The organism is Okeania sp. SIO3B5 (genome assembly GCF_010692555.1).
In the GTDB taxonomy this organism is placed as follows: domain Bacteria; phylum Cyanobacteriota; class Cyanobacteriia; order Cyanobacteriales; family Microcoleaceae; genus Okeania.
Map to the genome: position 1 here is coordinate 1 of NZ_JAAHHG010000166.1, position 19,257 is coordinate 19,257.

6 protein-coding genes are annotated in these 19,257 nt (G+C 42.0%); all 6 read left to right on the forward strand.

What is annotated here, in order from left to right; translation table 11 throughout:
- The first annotated feature begins 531 nt into the window (after positions 1-531).
- Positions 532-702, forward strand: coding sequence for a hypothetical protein (locus F6K54_RS21265; RefSeq protein ID WP_293081547.1), 171 nt, complete (start codon positions 532-534; stop codon positions 700-702).
- Between the two features lie 1,100 nt (positions 703-1,802).
- A complete protein-coding gene (locus F6K54_RS21270) occupies positions 1,803-3,920 on the forward strand; it encodes a hypothetical protein (protein ID WP_293081550.1) in 2,118 nt (705 codons plus the stop codon).
- Between the two features lie 106 nt (positions 3,921-4,026).
- Positions 4,027-8,940 carry a DUF6603 domain-containing protein gene (locus tag F6K54_RS21275; protein ID WP_293081552.1) on the forward strand — a complete coding sequence of 1,638 codons (4,914 nt, stop codon included), beginning with the start codon at positions 4,027-4,029 and terminating at the stop codon, positions 8,938-8,940.
- 78 nt (positions 8,941-9,018) lie between these two features.
- Positions 9,019-12,528: a hypothetical protein gene (locus F6K54_RS21280; RefSeq protein WP_293081555.1), complete on the forward strand. Its 3,510-nt coding sequence runs from the start codon at positions 9,019-9,021 to the stop codon at positions 12,526-12,528.
- A 110-nt stretch (positions 12,529-12,638) separates the two neighbouring features.
- Positions 12,639-16,760 (forward strand): hypothetical protein, encoded by a 4,122-nt coding sequence (locus F6K54_RS21285; RefSeq protein ID WP_293081558.1) that lies wholly within the window; start codon positions 12,639-12,641, stop codon positions 16,758-16,760.
- Positions 16,761-17,215: 455 nt separating this feature from the next.
- A partial coding sequence (locus F6K54_RS21290) for a LamG domain-containing protein (RefSeq protein WP_293081561.1) occupies positions 17,216-19,257 on the forward strand: 2,042 nt, incomplete at its 3' end.

The window sequence follows — 19,257 nt, forward strand, 5'->3', positions numbered from 1 at the left end:
GATAAAAAACTTTCTCCTTCAACTCCACTTATTCTTCTTCCTTCTTCTTTCTTCCCCTCCTGGGAGGGGGAGGGGCGAGGGGTGGGTTGACTCCTGACTTCCCCTCCCCTCCTGGGAGGGGTTAGGGGTGGGTTGACTCCTGACTTCCCCTCCCCTCCTGGGAGGGGCGAGGGGTGGGTTGACTCCTGACTCCTAAGTCGTTATTTATTTATAACTGTTCAACCGGATATGATATTACTTGTTCGTTGCCCAGTAGTTTGATTTTTCCATTGGTAAGGTATCTCTTCTAAATATTCAATGTTACCATCCCACTTAACATAAGCAACTGAAATTGAATTAGCATTAAAATCAATACCTATACAACTGGAGTTTAGACTAAATAGTTGAAGATAAAACCAAGGAAAGGATTGAAAAAAATTGGACTATCAACATATGTGAGAGGCTTTGTTGCATGAAGGTGGCGATATAGCTACCGCTAGGCTCCGCCAACGCAAAAACCACCCCTGTAGAGGAATGAACTAGAATTGTACGATGACACGCCCTAGTAACTTACAAAGTTTTGGGGAGTTCTGGCAAGCAATGGGTGAAAAAGATGGGACAAAACCCAAGGTTGTATTACATTGTACTATTACTACTTCTGTTCCTGTAGATGAAGCAGGAGAAGAAGTGGGACTGGTAGGAGTTTATCAACCTACACCCTAAATAGGGCTTGCTGAATAAAACTGTAATCAATACCTGTAAAGGCTTCCAGAGTTAAATATTGCTGAGGGGGTGCAAGGTTTTTGGCTCAATTTGTCTCAAAATGCTAATATTTTTCCCCTTACTATCAGAAAATTTTGCCGTAGTAGATGGTCTAAACTGTTCCCTGTTCCCAGTTAAGTGTTCCCTGTTCCCTATCGTCACCATCAGACTTTTTCAGCAAACCCTAAATAGTTGACTAAGGAAAGTAACTATGCTTAATATGATTACATCTAACCCACAGATAGCGATCGCTGGTAGTGACAATAAAACGAAAATAGATTATGTTGAATAAATGATATGTAATGTGGTAAATAACAAGTAATTAAAATTTAAAACTGTATTAATGGATAGTTGGTATGCAGCACAAAGATTAATGGCATTGATAGATAATTTAGGAAAAATTTATTATTGCCCCTTAAAAAAAAATAAATCGCGCCCGTAGATGATACTGGTGCTGTAGAAAAATATAAAAATATTGCTGAATTAAGCTGGAGTGAATCAGAAAAAATATCAGGTTAAATAATTAAAATTAAAGGTTTTCCAAGGGATAAAAAAGTTAAGTTTTTTCTGGGTAACTGTTTCTACCAACAGAACAGAATATATTGCTACTAATGACCTGAGTCAATGCAGTAAAGATGATGTATAATTTGAATCTCAAACCAGATGGAAAGTTGAGGAATTTCATAGATAAATTAAACAATTAACAAGTCTATCTTCTTGTCAATGTCGTCTGAGAAAAATTCAAATAAATCATATTGCTTGTGGGATGTTAGTCTGGACTTTTTTAATGCATATTAGCAGTAAAAATAGGAAAAACTATTTACAAAGTCAAACATGCATTACTCTCAAATTATCTGCTCCAAAAGCTGAAGAAGCCTACAATAAAATTTAGGGCTATTTTTATTTGATAGGTGTTTTTTACCTTTGTTTTAACTATGCTACTTGGCTACTTGTCTTGAGGCGGTCGCTATAATTTTTAAGCGATCGCTCTATTTACCACGCGCTATCTATATATAGTGTATTTGCGTAAGTCCTGTATATATTAAAAAATATCAACAAAAATGGGAAAAAGTAAACAAGAAAGGGAAAGTATCTCTAGTTTAGGTATATGGTTACGGGAAAAAATTCTTGAGCATCGCTCAGAAGATGATTCTTCCCCTATCTCAGCTCTAGAGCTGTATCAGCAGTTTCAAGTATCGGGATTGGATTTTAAAGGTCAGAACAGCAGTGGCTTAGGTAGTTATAAGGGTGGTCTAGAAGTCAGTGCAGGGGTGAGCTTATTGCCCTTTCCACTACCCTCTTCTCTGTTATTTGGAAAAGTTTCAGCTGGTATCACTGGTTCAGGATCAATAGGGTTATGTCATTTATTTGTGCTGCAGCGTCAGCCATCAGAGATAAAGTTGGGACAGAGGGATATCTATAAGACGAGTTCTCCTATTTGTATGTTGAAACTGACTGGTAGTAGCAAGAGCTTTCAGCTGAAAGCCTCAGTCACGGCTAATATTGGTTTCTCTACAATAGGTGCGGTTGGACCGATTGGACCAGAGACCCTTGGGGCTTCCCTGGTGCTGAGTGCATCCGCTGAAGCTGCTGCTGACTACAATTTCACATACCTAAATTTAGATGATGCTGACCTTGGATATTTTTCCTCACCTTTAAATGAAGGCTTGATCAAATTTTTTGAGGGATTTACTAATAAAAGAACCTTAAAAGATGAAGCATCTAAGTGGCTGATAAATAAGAAGAATCGCTGTGAGAGTTACAAAATAACGGGAGGAGTGAATAGTCATACTTCAACTAAAGAGTTTATAAAGCACTTTGAAAGGCTGAAGGAAATAGAGTATTTCTATAAGCAACATAAGAGTGCTATTGATTATTATTTAAAGCAATTCAATGATTTAGAGTCTAGCTCTGAATTGAAAAAGAAAGCATCTAATTGGCTAACAAATAAGAAGAATCGCTGTGAGAGTTTCAAAATAACAGGAGGAGTGCCTAACAATACCTCAGCTATGGAGTTTATACAGTTATTTGAAAGGCTGATGGAAATAGAGTATTTCTATAAGCAACATAAGAGTACTATTGATGATTATTGGAAGAGATTCAATCAGTTAGTGTATGGCTCTGATTTCAAAGGTCTAACACCATCTACTGATTGCAGTTTGTCCCTCTTGGGACATAAAGGAACCGCAGGTGCAACTGGAACAGGTGGAGGGACTTTAGGGCCTATCGATGCCTCTGGTACGCTTAGTATTAAAGGAGAGATAAAACACACTTCTTATCGTTTTCAAATATCTTCTGATATCAATAACAAATTGAACAGAAATCTGATATTTACTCAAGATACTGTTATTGATTATCGACAGGTTAAGCTTACTGGAGAAGCTGTGGCAACTGTCATGTCCAAGAGTAGTTTTAATATTGATGGCGATACGCCTGAAAGTATACAAAGAGATTTTGAAGAGCGAAAAAAAAATGCAGAGCAGTATCTCTACAATATGATGTTTTATGAATCTGCTTGCGTCTATTGGTTTCCTAATTCTATTGAAGAGCCATTACCTGGAAGTGGTCTTTGTTTTGGTATGTCCATATTAATTGAAAGGGTAATTGCTCTGGCTGAAAATCCGGATGACAATAAAAATCATAATCTCATGGAAACTATATGCAAAAAACTCATGGTTGAAAAGTCAGATATTAAAAAGTTTTTAGAAAATTTCAAAAAATATTCAGTATTTAAAGAAGATATTTCTCCAGAATCTATAAAATCTATTAAAACAGCAAGTATCTTGCTGGAGTCGGCCCTAACCCCACCCCAAGGTTATAAAATTAAGAGCAATCATAGTTATAGAAAACCTTGTCCCGATGATCAACTTCTGAAAAATATGAAAAAAGATCATAAGTCACAACCTTTTACATTGCAGGCTATTCGTGCTCGATATCGAATAGCAGATCTTAAGGAGAATAAAAAGACTTTGTTTAAACTGGGGATAACTCCGCCATTTGTTAAATTAGGAATTAATTTATCTAAGGTGACTGAAGCAGGGAGAGAAGGCATTGTTGATCTGTATACCTATTGGTTTGGTGATTTAAGTAGTTACAATGAAGATCAAAACGAGCAAAATATTAACTATGGTGAAGCTTATGAAGAGGCTATACCACCAGTAATTTTATTCCATCAGTAGTATTTTTGTTGATGCGATTCATTTGATTCTATCGCCAAGAACAGAATAGCCTACACAACCAATTTCATCCTCAATTCAGAACTGCAGTTTATGAAAGAAAGTCTTTATGGTATTATCTGACAAGATTACGGAATATCTTAATAAAGTACAAAACAAGGGCCAGTTTGAACTCCATCATACAGATGGTTTACATCTCGTTTTGTTGGAAGGCAATAAAGGGATTGTCGTGAATTTGAAAACGTTTCTAGATGAAACACTCGGATCGGAATGGCTAAGTGACAAGTTAAAGCAAGAACTCAACATTGTAGATAATTCTCTCAAAGATGTTCTTCTGACCAATCTTGATATTGATGCTCAAAATTCCATGAAGATAGGGGTGGCGATGCCAGAAAAAAAATGGTCATTCTTACCATCTGGGTATAGCTGGCAATTCCAAGTGGAAAAACCTAGTATACTGATTTCAATTGCTAAAGGGGAAAATAATAAATATTCTGCCAAGCTTAGTGCTATGATCGTGATTGGTGAGGCAGATAAAAGCGTTAAACTGAGCGGCACAATTACAATCGGCAATGAAAATCAGCAAGGTGATCAAACCAAAAAGCAAGATGATGCACCAGAGCAAAAGTTAAATAATAATGGATTAAAAAGTGATGTCAAATTAAAACCCCTACTGCAATATCTGAAGTTGGATGGGACTGATTTTGATAATTTTACTATTAAAACTCTGGATATTATTCCACAACTATCCGATAAAAAACTATCTTTGACAATTGATATTGCTAACGCTTGGCATATCTATGATTTTGAGTTAACTGATGTAAAATTTCACTTAGAAATCTCTTGGGAAACAGGCAAGAAAGATAGCGGCACTGTATCACATGCTTCCGTCGATGCTACCTTTACCCTAAATGACATTTCGTCCCAGTTGAAAGCTACCTATACAGATAGTAAATGGCAGTTTACAGGAGATATCACAAATCAAACTTTGTCTTTGTATGGGGGAGTCCATGATCTTGCTCATAAAGTGGATCTTGAAAACGTTGTTGAACTATTGCCTGATGCCTTTAAAGATTTAAGGATTAAAAATATTCACACCACCTTTTTACCTAGGGATAAGTATTTTGATTTTAACTTGACTTTGCAAGACGATGATGGCCGTTGGGAAATTATTCCAGGGCTTTTTGAAGTTGGTCCTGCTCAAGTGGAATTAAAGATTCTAGAAGGTTATCTATTTGGTGAAATTCAGGGCAATTGCTATATTGGAAAGACTCCATTCTCCACAACGATCGATTTCCCTGCTTTTCGAGGTGAAACCTATATTCCTGATGGCCAAAAACTATCAATCTCCCAGGTTTTGGAACAGGTGCATCTGGATTCAACAGGATTGCAGAATCTGAGTGTTGACGCATTACGATTGCTTTATGATTCCTCTGCTAAACATGCAATTTTGTACTTAGAACTGAGTGGAAGTTGGAAAGATGATCTCGTTGAGTTCAATCTCAAGAATACTACCATAGATTTGGATTATTGGGGAGGAGACGGAGGCGGTCTCACTGCCAATCTCCTAGCTGAAATGACTCTAAATGTGGATAATAAAGACATTTCACTGTTATTCTCAGCTAAACATCCAGGGCCAAATGAAGGGTGGCAAATTGCAGCTAAAGCTGAACTGTCTAAGGAACTTACTATTAGGCATATATTTGCTAAATATGCAGACACTCACAGCGACTTGGTTGATGCTTTTCTAGATTGGAGCATCGTTGACTTTGAAATTACTTACGACACTAAGGCCAAACACTTTGTAGCTTCAATGAAAGCTGTCTGGAAGCCTGATAAAGACTCCTCCACAACAGAACAAGACTCCCCTGAAGTTACTCAACCCAAAGTAGAGAAAGCTGATACAGTGCTTCTCCTAACGATAGAGAAGAAAAAGGGAGGAGGGAAAGAAGAAACGGATAAAACTACCACAGGTGAATCTGATGAAGCCGAAGCAGATGCAATAGCAGAAGAAGAAGCAGGTGACAAGTTTAAGGGGGGTTCCATTTCTCTTAGTGGTCAGCTATTGGTTAAGGGACTAGAATTCGATCTGATATTTAATACCAGTAAGAAACACACGAGCTTAGTCGGAACCTTCAGTAACCCGGCGGGTGATGGTGTAGATATTGAAGCATTGATTACAGACCTTATTCATATCGATGCGAGTGACTTCCCTCTTGAATCTTTTAAAATCAAAGATGCTGTATTAGCTTACGAGAAAGATAAACAAAGCACTTCTGGAACTAAAAAATCAAAGATGTTATTCCTCATCGATATGGATGCAGGAGTTGATTTGTCCGGGTTGGGACATTTGCCTTTGGTGGGGAGTGCTTTTAGTAGCGAGAGTCGCTTAGGGATTGCCTTTACGCCTATTTATGTCACTCAAACGTTTTCAGAAGATGACATTAAGGCTCTCAAACCTAATATGCCTGCCAGTGCTCACCCCCTTGAGGGTGCTGAAGTAAAGGGATTTCATTTGGCGGTAGATGTGCAGCTTGGTGGCGTTACGATTCCTGCTAATCTTCTGTCGGGCGATCAGAAGAGCCTCGCAACAAAGGCTGACAGCAAACCTAATAATGGGTTGGGTTCTGTTGCCGAATCTACTAATGATTCCCAACCTCCTGCGACAAAACTAAAATGGATTGATATACAGAAGCATCTGGGGCCTCTTCATTTACAACGCTTGGGACTAGGATTTGAAAAGCCTACCTTGAAGTTTGCTATTGATGCTTCCTTTGTGCTGAAGGTGCTTGCGTTTAGGCTCTATGGTTTAGGAGGTACTTATGATCTCGACAGTCATCATCTAGGGTTTGCTCTGCAAGGAATGGGGCTGGATTTGAATAAGGGTCCCGCTAAAATCAGTGCTGATTTCCTCAACCTGGATGGTTACTTTGTGGGGCAAGCGTCCCTAAGTATGGAGGAATTTGGGTTATCGGCGATCGGCGCTTTCACTTTAATCGATCATCGCCCTTCGCTGTTTATTTATGCGTTTTTAGATTACCCCTTGGGAGGACCTGTGTTCTTCTTCGTTGAAGGGGTGGCAGCAGGTTTTGGCATCAATCGCCACGTTACGATGCCTGAGTTTGATAAGGTGCATGAGTTTCCTTTGGTTGCGGAAGTTTTGAAGACGATGCCTGCACCGTCTATGGCGGGAAATATAGGAAAGGTGGGAGACGCTAAAGAATCGCCCGTCAAGCAAGACCTCAACACTGAGATGACGAAACTGCATCAGTATATTAGCCCTAAATTAAATAGTTTTTTCTTTGCTGTAGGACTGCGTTTCAGTAGCTTTGAAATTTTGGATACTTTTGCACTGTTGCTGTTGTCCTTCAGTACGGATGGGGATGTGGCAATTGCGCTGTTGGGGATTGTTCGGTTCATTACGCCGCCAGATCCGGAACCGGAGAAAATTGCTTTTGTTGAGTTGGAACTTATAGCAGAGTTCAATTTAGAACGAGGTATTTTTGAGTTTGCTGGCAATATCACCGATCGCTCCTTCCTCATGGATGGTATGGCCAAAATTGCGGGAGGATTTGCTGCCATTTTCTGGTTTAAGGACGACCCCAAAACGAGTGCAGAGGCTGGAGACTTTGTGGTCACCATTGGCGGATACTATTCCAAATTCAAAAAACCTGATTACTATCCAGCGGTCAAGCGTTTGCAATTTTCCTGGCCTATGTATCCTTCAGTGGAGGCTAAGGGGACCATTTACTTTGCCTTAGTGCCTATTGCCTTGATGGCTGGAGGCTTATTTGAGTTGACTTGGAGTTGTGGGTTGTTGGGGGCTTACCTGAAAGTGGGGGCAGATTTCCTGATTGTCTGGAAACCCATCCATTATGAAGCCGAGATGTTCATTGAAATTGGAATCTGGTGTTCTATTTTCGGACTGAAGGTATCTGCTAGCATTGGAGTTGACTTAAAGATATGGGGACCTGAATTTTCAGGTCGAGCCAGCTTTGACTTCAAGATTATCAAGTTCCACGTTGATTTTGGATCTGGCAAGCTTAAACCGCCGCCATTGAGTTGGGAAGAATTTAAGGAATCGTTTTTGCCTAAGCCTGAAGAAGACTCGAAGAAGGGTGATGGAGGTAAAACTCAGGCAGTTGCTGAGGAACAAGCTGATGAAGCAGTTGAAGTTCAGCCCAAAGCAGGAGATGGGGAGAAATCCAAGAAAGTTGGAACAGATAAATTACTCAGCTTTACTGTAGCAGATGGGTTAATCAAACAACTTCACGATCAAAATAATGGTCCACCCTCGGCCTGGATTGTTAACCCCAAGCATTTTGTACTGAAGGTTGCTACCGTGGTTCCCCTGTCTGCTTTTATGTTGAACGATCAGGCGGTTGCTCGTAACCCTGAGCTTGATGCAGGCGATCATCTCAAAATTGAACCTGAACTCGGGAATTTTGGCATTGTTCCGATGCAGGTTACAGGTCCGACTTCAACCCTGAACATTGAAATTCGGGGAGAAAATAATGTTGATGTCTCAGAAGAGTTTTCATTTGACAAAGGCATTAAGAATTTTCCAGCAGCTTTGTGGGGAAAAGGAGGAGGTGATGACGATAGCAACAAGAAGCGCATGATTAAAGGGGTTGGTATTTTGACCCTAAAGCCCTCTAAGCTTCCTGTGGCAGGAAAAACTTCCTCCATTGAACGCCGTGTACTGGATTATGAGCTTTACACTAAGGAAATAGCAGATGATCCTTTGATATCTAAGTGTCAAACATTTGTTGCTAATCGTGAAATACAACAGACGACTATCAATAATCGTGGGTCTTCTTTGAAGGCTCAAGATGAGAAAAATCGCAAGGTGATTCAGGATGCTCTGGTACTGGGAGAAGGAAACCCCGTTCTGGCAAAGCGCGATCGCTTACTTACTTATTTAGGATTTAATCCTGCTCAGACAGTAGATTTGACCGATAGTTTAGAAAAAGATTTTATTATTGCCCCTATGGTTATGGTTAAAAAGGAGGAGAGTAATTAAATGTCAGATTCATTTTATGCCCAGCCTGAACTTGCTCCCGATGATAAAATTATGTTTGTCGAATATCATCGCCCTGCATTGAAATCGGGGAATTATCAACTCAAAATTCAACAAACAATTGAGCTTGCAGAGCATATCAATAAAGAGACGATTGGCGACCGCACGGTGAAATTTGCAGTGCAAGGTGAGCGTTATGCGATCGAAAGTCGTGAGATTCACCATGTTTACCCTCCTGACAATAGCAATGGCATTTTTCATCGGGTACTTCCCCATATTGTTCTGAACCGAACTACCTTGCCCTGGGAACGCACCCCTAATGGTGGTGACAAAGATGAGATTCTGTCACCTACTTGGATGGCTTTGTTGTTGTTCACAGAAGATGACTTGAGTGATATAAAACAGACCAATCTAACAGTTGATAAATTAGAAAATCCCTCGAAAGATCCTTATTGGCGAGACCTGCCTAAAGAGTTGGGTAAGCCAAAGAATGATACTGCTACGGTTGTTGATGTTCCTTGGGAAACCTTGTCTAAAATCATTCCCACTTATTCTGACCTGCGGATGATGGCTCATATTCGTCAAGTGCAACCTGCATCTGCAACAACACCAGATTCGGAAGTCGCTATTTTAATGAGTAATCGACTTCCCCCGCTGAATAAAAACTGTACTGTTCACCTTGTTTCCTTGGAACAGTGCTACAAACCTTTTGTTTTAGCAGAACATTTAGATGCCTTTCAAACTTTGCAAGATCATGGCTATACTATTCTTGATTTACGCAATCCAATTGAGATAGAAAAAAACTTAGTGACTATCTTACAACATTTTGTAGATCCTCAGGTTCAGGAAGTTCAATTAGAGTCTGAAAAACCTCCTCAATATCTCAAGAAACTTGATAAAAAGTTTAAACCGCCAGAGACTAGCAAAAAACCTGAAGGAATGACGGATGATGAATGGATACAGCATATAGTTGAACAGAACTGTCAATACTTGCTTGGATTGACCTCGAATGAGTCGGTTAATGCTGAGAATCCTTTGGTAGAATTTGATTTGTGGTCCGATCCGTTGAAGTGTTTGCTTCATGTTCAGATCGAGAGTATCACGATGCCAATGGAAGGCCGTGTGGTTGAAAGCTTGAAAGGGTTAATCACGATCGCGAAAAAGGAATATATACTCCAAACGGCTTTCCCTAAAGGTGTGAAGGCAGGCATTGTTACGGAAATCAATAATTGTTTTAAACAAGCGAATGTTCAAGAACTTTGTTTAGATTTTACGAAATCTGAATTTGTGAAGTATGATCGCGACGGTACAACTATTACAAATACGGCATCTGAGAAATCACTCAATCCAAAGCTTCAGAATTTTATCCTACCGTCAGATCAATGGCAAACCGAAAAGCGTCTACCTAACTCATACTATGTAAACCAGAAAAACCAACCCTTCCTTTTAGTCTTTTTTAGCGACAACGGTTCTTCAGAACAACAAGCAGGAAAAATTACTCTTAATGATCTTCGAGTCACCATCCGTCGTGTTCCAATTCTCCCATCCCCTGTAGAAGAAGAAGGAAAAGTACGAGAAGTACCAAACAATCAGCTGATTCAAGTGTGGATTCTACAGGGAATGATGGAGAATGGAGCCATGGTTTCAACTGAACTTTGTTTAGATCCACAACCAAGATATCTAGAAAATGACGAAACTGGTGGGGTTTACGTTATGGCAAAAATTCCTTTCTCTTCAGATATAAATACAAAACTCCAGAATTCAGATATAGAAATTAATCCAACTGTTATTAAAAATCCGATTGAGGCATACTTTCAGCCTTTGTTTCCGGAATACTGGGCTGATCGCTATCAGTACAAACATCAAGCCATGTTCAGTACCATAATGGTGTTCAAGGACTCTGGGAATAAAGATTGCGTTGTATCCCTGGAGGTTAGCATAGAGCGGGAGAAATCGGACGATCAAAACCTCACTCATCACTCAGTAGCTGCAACCTTGCAACGTTCGACTGAACCTCTTATGATTTTTGATATTGGCAATAGCATTAAAACTACTCCAATTCGTCTGCTCAGTCTCAAGCAATGGACGTTTTACTGTGAACCGCAACGTCGCGACTTTTTGGGTCTACTGGAAAATCTGAATCGGATTGATTTATCTGCCTATTACCAAACTCCGACTACTCCAAATCTAAGTCAGTCTTATGATGTTGGAGTTGGACAAAGTAGCCTTGCCTCAGCCTCCTATCGTGAACCAACAGGTCTTACAGGAGGAACCGAAGATTTCAAAACATTAGCCGATAGTTACATCGCAGCGGGCTATGTGCCGACACAGCACTATCTGCGTCAAGGGGGACGCACGGTATCCTGGTATCGAGGTCCGCTGGTTCCTCATACTGAAGCTATCTATTCGGAAGAGTACCCGATCGCTCTTCCCGCCCGTCATGCAGATGAACTGTTCCTGTTCAACCCAGACTTAGGACTGTTTGATGTCTCCTATGCGGCTGCCTGGGAACTGGGACGGACGTTAGCTTTGGCGAATCAAAGTTTTGCCAAACGTCTCTACCAGTGGAAACGAGGACATCCTGGTAATTTGCGGGAAATGGTTCATAGTATCGATCGTGCTTATCTCCCCAACCGAGACAGTAACCATACCCAGGATGTACTACCGACAGATGTGCAACAGTGGCTAACAAACTTAAGCCAACTAAAATTGGTGCCATTTAACTATTTAATTCCCGATGAAGCCTTGTTGCCCCCGGAATCAATTCGTTATTTTTGCGTCGATCCGCTTTGGGTGGAATGTTTGCGTGACGGTGCTTTAAGCATTGGTCGTGTTTTGAGTATTGACTATCGAGCCGATCTAGCACATCGTCAACAGTTACCAACACTACCCTTGATTTCAGGAGTTCTCTTGCGATCGGCTGTCGTGTCTGGATGGCCTCATCTTGGTGTGACGGGTTATCCTGAAAATTACGATCTACTGTGGGAAACAGAAGAATATTTACCCAATCCCGATCAGCCTGACACGCTCAAAATTTGGCGGTTAGATCGTCTAGCTCCGGATTTATTACTGGTGCTATTTTATGATGGAGCGAAGAAAGCAGACGGGTCATATCGCAACCGTTCCTTACGTTACATTGATTTTCATCCTCGTCCCGAAATGATGCATTTTGGCTTGGAGGAGCCTGCTAATGCACCTGTAGATTACTCTGTTACCAATCAGGAATTACTTAAACTATTACGAACGATGGACGGTGAACCCCTCTATATTGACGAACAGGGCAAGCAAAAGGTTAAGCGAAAGATCAATGGCACAGTTTGCTATGCTGATAAGAATAGCAAAACGACAACTCAGCAAAACAATGGCCATAGCACTCCACCATATCGTGCCCAAGTTTCTGACCCCATAATGTGGCGTCAAGAGGATGCAACGACTGGCATCCTAAGTCTTGCCCATTTGTCAGAGATAATTGCTGATATAGTCTTGGACAGTAAACAGGGAATTGGCAAAGATAAGCTTTTCACCGCTGCTAACTTTGCCTTGCAAATGCTTGATTCACCGCCTTTAGTGCGTTTTAAATGTCCAGGTTAATGCTCTGCAAATTTTCAAATCAGGCGTTGCTGAATTAAGGGATGGATATAAGTTGTGGGACAGGCATCCTGCCTGTTCCTGCCGGTCCGAATGTGGATATTGGAACCAGGTTGACAGAAGAGCGCCATACCAAAACTTTTACGGCTCATCCAGGCAGCAAATTGTGGTTGGTAAAGCTGGCAACTCTGGAAAATTCGGAGAAAAAAACGCAGTCCCCGAACGAGGATAATGTGTCTGAAGCTCAGACCATCCCCCCAGATTTGGCGCACCAGTTGAATGCTCTTAACCAGTTGCAAGCCAAGTACGATCGGGCGCTCCATCAATTAGATACCTTGCGCCGTCAGCTTTACGAAGATTGGTATCGCTATATGTTGTTAGCCTATCCTTCGGATGATGAAGCGCTCAATTATGAAGATATTCGCCAATCCCCTGATGTTGACCACATTATTGCTTATATCAAGGAACTGGATATTAAGCCGTTGCAACAGCTTATGGAAAATACAGGGTTTGTGAACAGCTATGATAATCATTCTAAACCGATAGTCGTTTCTCCCCCAACAGGAACAAAAGCATCTACTCCCTCTCTATCTTCCACGGATCGTTGGCATTGTGACTGGTCTTTACAGGTAACGGGATCGGTTCAATCCTTAGCTAATGAGTTAAAAGGGGCTATAACTCAGCTTTGTACTAACCTGAATGCCCATAATCAGGCTCAGGCAGTTCCCAACCACAAAAATCAATGGAGTTTGAATCACACTGTGGGACCTCGTTTTTGGTCTCCTAACGAACCTGTGGTTTTATTGAGTCATCTGACTCCGAGCGATCGCCACGGCCAAGACGATCGCTTCACAGACGATAAGCGTTTGATTTGCCCTCTGGTGAGTAACATTGTCTTTCCACCGCCCGATCTACAGGCATCTCAAGCGGATAATATATCCCTGGTGGCTGAGATTGAACAGGCTAAAAGTGATTTGCGTAAAGCCATTGACCCCTTACTGAGTCCTCATTACCGACAGAAGCGATCGTCCCAAGCTCATCCTTTTCTCTTGGAATGGCAGGCAAACTTAGCCAGTGTACGTCCGACTGCTTATCGTCAGAATCCGGATTTACCCTATCAACCAGATGAAATCCGAAACAATTGGTCTTTGGCTGAGACGGATGCGGAAGTGATAGAACGGGAGAATGCTCCCAAGGGTGCGGAACGAACAATTAGTTTTACGGGCAACAGTTTGCTCTTAGACTATGCTGGTGGGGTGATGGATCAGGCGGTCGAAGCTTATTTAATCGAAAGTCTGGAGGATTATTTTACGGAATACAAAATTGCCACCGCTGACCAAAAACAACATATAAGAGCCGAAATAGGGGTTGTTCGCAATTGGTTGGTGCGACGACAGTCAATGGATGAATTGGATGCAATCGCCAACGAGCTCAGCGAAATCAATTCAGTTTACTCTGATGCGCTGTATGGCATTCCGTTGAATGGATTATTGAATGGTTTTATCGGTAAAGGAATTGAGAATTTTCTCACAGATAAGCATCCAGGTAAATCTATCGACGAAATCATAGAACAACTTCGCCCACTACTCGTTGTTTCCCCTGCTGCTAACAGCCCAGATGCAATCACAGAACTTCCTGATTCACTGGATAATGTATTACCCTACCTCCTGGGGTTGTCACCTACTCAAACCCAGGAATTTATCAAGCAATTTCAGGCTAAAGCTAAAGATCCAAAGAAAAAGCTGGCCGCAGATACCTTCCTGACTCCTCAGCGGTGGGCTGTAGTGTTGCGCTATGCGGAGGCTTTGGGCTATATTGCCAGCCAGTTTATTGCTGAAGGGGGAACGGAAGAACAGGTTCACTATCGTGAAAATGTGCTATGGCGACCACTGGTTATGGGGATTCCGGATGGGGGCTGTTTAGCGTCTGGGATTTTGTCGATCGCCAACTGTGCCACTCAGACAGAATTATCTCAGATTGAACTTTCAAATGCGCTCATTGGCGATATTCTCAATACACGCAAAATTAAACCCATCGAATCCCTCAACCAGCTAGCATCTCTGCGCCATTTCAACGCAACCCAGATGGCTCATTTCCTCTATTATTCACAGGATAAAAATAAATTTAAATTTACGGTTGACTGGGGGCGAGATAAATTCAATGGGCTTAACGAGCAGGGACATTATTGGGTCGAACCGCGCTTGATTGCCTTTGATGCTTGGCAAACCTTGATCAAGAACCCAGGCTTGCTTACCCTGAGCTTACATGGCTTTAACAACGCTCTGCTATCAAAACAGTCTACTTGGCAATTGCCCGTGGCCGATCCTCTCGGTTTTCCTGCTTATCGTGCATTTTCGGAACGGACGATTAAGCCGATCGTCGGTCGCCAAACTGCTGCTCCTTTACCAAATACTCCTTTTAGTCCTATTCGAGGTGGACACTTAAATTTGCAACGTTTGCGCTTGGTGGATACCTTTGGTCAATATGAAGATTTGGATACTAATGTTATCCGCACGACGGAACAGATGCGCTCGTCGAGTGTTTTGCCTATTAGTCTGCCCCCCAGATTAGTGCAACCTGCTCGTTTGAATGTCCGTTGGTTGGATGCCGATCCTTCCCCTAATGCTCCCGATCGCGAGCAACAGGAATGGAACGATCATCCTGCTTCTAGTCCGATTTGTGGTTGGGTGTTGCCTAATATGCTGGATGCCAGTTTGATGATTTATAATCAGGATGGCAAAGCTTTGGGGTCGTTGGACCAAACTGGGCAGTGGCGACCCAAACCGGGTTCCAACAGCATTGTGATTCCTGAAGATATCCCCAATCCCCATCTGCAACGGATGGTGTTGTGGCTGCGAGATAAAGCTGCTGCTGACCAAGACTGGCAGTTCATTCCTGATTTTGTTAACACTTTGGAAACGGCGATGGAATACATCGATCCGGACAATTTTGACCAGCCTCCTTCCTTGCCTGTTCTGATGGGTCGGCCTTTAGCGTTAGTGCGGGTGGCAATATCCCTGGAAGTTCAAGGTTCCTATGCTGTTCAGCAAAGTTTGGCGGCTTTTAGCGAAACTTTGAAGGAGGTGAAACCAACCTTACAGAAGATGAAGGAAATGCCGGGAGGACAACAGGTTACTCTAGGCTCTGATTCTTCTATTTCAAATCCAGCAATGCTCAAGACTCAAGAATTTGAGCAGGTTCGCTTCCCGGTGCGCTTAGGAGAACATCATCGTTTTCAAGATGGGGTTGTGGGCTACTGGCCAGAAACAGCGAGGGGCAAGTTGAGCGATCGCTTCTATGCCCCCCAAAGTGACTTGTTACCGAATGAGGATGCTACTAGCCATATTCGGGTTTATCGGCGTCAAGATGGGGCTATGAATCTCTGGCTGGCCTTGAAGGATGAACCCCAAATGGTCTCGATGTTGATGGATGTACAGGGGAGCTTGCATGTCACCAGTGGAATTTTACCAACTAAGGAGTTGATTATTCCGACGGATCAGGTGTTGCCAGCTCTGCGTGCTATTGAGGTAACGTTTTTGACAGCTCCTCTGCTCACAGCACGGAATGAGGTGCAGGTTAACCTGCCACAACTGACTGGTTGGCAATGGTCTTGGGTAAGCCGTGAGGCCGGACAATGGTCTACCTTGACTTCAATGCCGAGGATCGATCAAGCTGAGGTATTTAAGGCTTTTCCGAAAGAAGGGCTAACGGTCTGGAATGGGCTGCTCAAAAGTCGGGTGCTGACTTTGTTACCGGGAGAACCGGTGCAGGCGCTCTATGATGCCAAGCAACTTGATTCCGCACTTGATTTATTGTGTGCTTCGTCCCCTCGCCAATTAGATCCCAAGCGTAAAAAAGATGTAGAGCGGTTTTTGCAGATTCAGACGCGATCGATTGAACCCATGCAGTCTGAAGCTAAATTTAACCCCCAGGTGCTGCGGGAAGGCTGGTTACAGCTCAGTCCGGCTGACCTTTCATCGAATGCCCTGTTCAATAAAGCGGATTTCCAAGCTGAGTTTGGTTCAGACGGGGACACCCTCTGGCAAGATTTGATCAAGGCTGAAGCTTTAACCCCGTTTGTTCCCCAAAACGGTAAGGTTTCGCCTAAACCTAGTTCTGCACCAGGAGCAGTGGCGGATAACGCTGTCCTTAATCGAGCCAAACTCCAAGAGTACCTGGCTAAACTGGTCGGAGATACAAGTAAGAAAGTGGCGATCGCTGCCTTTTTTAGATAGTACTTACGCATAACTACCATAGTAGAGGCGAATGGCATTTGCCCCCGACAGATGGTGTATAGTTCCATTTTGTGCGTAATATCAAATCCGTTGGCTACGGGGTAATATAATTCTGTCGTCGTCAGACAATGGTTAAGGTGGAATGCAATTCACCCTACAATCTGGACTCTTACCTTGAAATACTGAAGAACACCGATGCCAGCGGATTTGATAGAATATAATTCTGTCGTAGTCAGACAATGGTTAAGGTGGAATGCAATTCACCCTACAATCTTGACTCTTACAGCGTTTCTCAAATTGGTGAGGTACATTAGCGATCCCCCTAAATCCCCCTTAAAAAGGGGGACTTCCAGTTCCCCCCTTTACAAGGGGGGTTAGGGGGGATCTCCAGCACTGTACTTCACCAACCTGAGAAATCCCTTCCTTAAAAACAACCCTTAAATGGAGAATTAGCTATGACAATAAGCACTCTATTCAAAACCACCACCGTTCCCAACAATGACAGCGGCCATCAAGTCAAGTTAACGGTAAAAGAGACTGCCTCACCAACGGATCGTATTACCAAAGCATCTGACGATACGTTTGGCTCCGTCTTGGATTTCAAAGCAAGCACAGATTCGTTAGACTTGACAACAACTCCTGTTGCTTTGCTTCAAACTGCAGGGACAGGAACATCCGGAACAACCAAGCAGATAAATCCTGATATAAAGAATCTGGATACCCTGTTTCGCCAACAACCCGGTAACTTTAGCTTATGTGTATGGGTTTATTATGATACGATACCCTCAGGAGATCAAACGATATTGAGCCATACTTCGAGTAGCAATACTGTATGGACATTGAAGGTTAACAAGACAAATAGTGCCATATTTGAGATTTATGACGAAAATAAAACTTCTCACTCCCTCTCTGTTGCAAAACCATTGATTCCTAACACCTGGGTACAGATTGCCGTCACCTATAATTTCTTTACTCTTACGGTTTATATTAACGGTCGAGCTATTAGTCATACAAGCTGTCTAGACACCTCTTTCCGGGACAAGAGCGGCTCTCTTAAGATTGATAGTACCTTTAAGGGGCGATTAGGACAACTTAGCTTTGCAGACTATATAGCGAATCAACTGTACGAATCGCTTACTGGGGAGCCCAATAGTCGTCTCGAAAACCTAATAGACTATATAGTTTGGGACGATAATATCAGAGCAGCGATAGTCAAGATCAATTATTGTAAGAAACAGATAGACAATACTTTTAAGGAGAGTGGCCTTCCAGGTATCAACAGACTAATATACTCGCTTAAGCGTGAGTTAAGGAGCGATTTCATCATCAATAAACTAGAATTAGTGAAGTCTACTATTGAGGATCGCGATTTTCCGGCTGGTAGAGAGGAACTCATGTACTGTATGGCTAGTATCAATGACATTGAGAAGGTGATAGCTAATATCAACAATCATCCTGAAGAACCCGATATTGAGGATACTCTTCATGGTTCCCTTCCTACCGATTATAAAGATACCGATGATCTTAAGGACTTGATAGTGCATATTATTAACAATAGGTACGATCAACAATTAGTGAAGACTATTGAGCAAAGATTCGGTTATAATTCATATGTTATGAACTTTACCGAACAGTTGATAGAGGCTGTTCGTGTTCAGGATGACGAACAATATAATAGACTGGTAAATAGTATCGATCGCGACTTAATCAATCAACTGATAAGTATTGCTAAGCAAATCGCTCAAAGGCAGCCGAATTATGGTGGTGGCGGTACTATGCTTCCTGGGCATAACGATACCGATCATCTTAAGCAATTGCTAGAGCAGATTGATAGTAACGGACAGATTAATGTATTATTGAACCGGATGAGGGAAAGATTCCCCGATGATTCCATTAACATCAAAAATTTGATAAACACTATTATTGACGCTATTCAAAATGGTAACGCAAACCTAGTAAATGACATTAAAAGCCAGTATCCCACCTTCATCACTCAACTGACAGCTATTGCTGAGGAAATCGCTCAAAGGCAGCCGCCTTCTGATGATCTTCGTCTCACTCGAATAAAGCAGATTTTGCGCCGTGATATTCTTCGTGAATCTGATGAGATTTATGATACTCTCCAGGATGATTTTGTTCCTATCGTTGACCGTCATCAACCCAAGGAGAATCCGGATACTATAAATGATAGTTATTATAACTGGAAACACAAGAAACTTAATTCATCCAGCGAGATAGCAGTCGGTATCAATATTCCTAATAGTCTCTACATCTATAGTGTGTTTACTGATGGAACTATCAGGGAATTCTCTCGCCAGAATCTTCTGCAAAACCATAGCAAGTCGAATGATTATTCTACAAAGTTCTCTCAGGCAAGCTGTATTGCGGCCGATAGTAAAGTTGGAGCTAGTGGTAAAAGATTAGTAGTCGTTGGCAGTTATGATCATAGTACGAAGGTGTTCGATGCCTCTAATGATACAGTAATTGAACTCCAAGA